Genomic DNA, 1043 nt, shown 5'->3' on the forward strand with positions numbered 1-1043 from the left:
GTCGATATCTCCGCCATCACATTCAACCCCAAGTCGAGAGACGACATTCCCCGCCTGCTCCGGGCTTTGCAGCATATCTGGACCGATCTGGAGCTGCGAAATCAGGTTTTTCGGGTACTTGAAACCATGATACCCGCAAATCGGAACAATGGTCGCCCTGGCATGGACCTCTGGAAAGTACTGGTTTTCGGCACGTTGCGCCTTGTCACCAACTGCGACTACGACCGGCTGCAGGAGCTGGCCAATGAACATGGCACGTTACGGAAAATGCTCGGAACAGGGCCATATTGCACACATTCCTACCACATCCAGACACTGCAGGATAACATCAGCCTGTTCACGCCAGAGATACTGGATCAGGTCAACCAGGTCGTGGTGGCTGCCGGTCACCAGCTGGTTAAAAAAAAAGATGAGCCGCTACATGGCCGTGCCGATTCGTTTGTCGTCAAGACTAACGTTCACTTCCCTACTGACATCAGCCTCCTGAGCGACGCTTGCCGTAAAATCATTGAGTTTGCATCGGCGTTAGCCTGTGACGACAAAGAACCTTTATGGCGGCAGCATGACTACTTGAAGAGACAGCACATGAAGTGCTATCACAAAGTGCGGAACCTGAAGCACTCCACAGCGGACTGCGAGACCAAACGAAGCCTGCGCCAGCATGATATTGAGATGGCGCACGCGGAATACCTGAAGTACAGCCTCAAGATCATACGCAAGGCGGAACTCACACAGTCGGTGCTGGCAAAGCGCCACTCTGATGAGGCAAGGCTTGAGAACCTCCACTACTGGATACTTCATGCAAGGCACCAGTTTACTTGATTTATCGCCGGGTGGTTGAACATGAAGCCATTCCTCATGCCGAGAAAGTGTTTTCGCTTTTTGAGCCCCATACCGAGTGGATCAGCAAATGTAAGGCCGGGGTTCCTGTAGAGCTTGGTCTGCGTGTTTGCGTTCTGCAGGATCAGTTTGGTTTTACCCTGCATCAGCAGGTGATGGAAAAACAAACCGATGACCAGGTAGCGGTTCCCGTGGCCGAGAAG

Annotated in this window: 2 pseudogenes; both read left to right on the forward strand. The window is 52.5% G+C overall.

Features of this window, described 5'->3' with window-relative positions:
- A pseudogene (locus J7438_RS25850) lies at positions 1 to 822 on the forward strand (ISNCY family transposase); the annotation flags it as partial.
- Positions 819 to 1043: pseudogene (locus J7438_RS25855) on the forward strand (ISNCY family transposase); the annotation flags it as partial. The pseudogenes J7438_RS25850 and J7438_RS25855, both read left to right, overlap by 4 nt.

Source organism: Thalassotalea sp. G20_0 (assembly GCF_017744175.1).
Taxonomy (GTDB): Bacteria; Pseudomonadota; Gammaproteobacteria; order Pseudomonadales; family Endozoicomonadaceae; genus Endozoicomonas.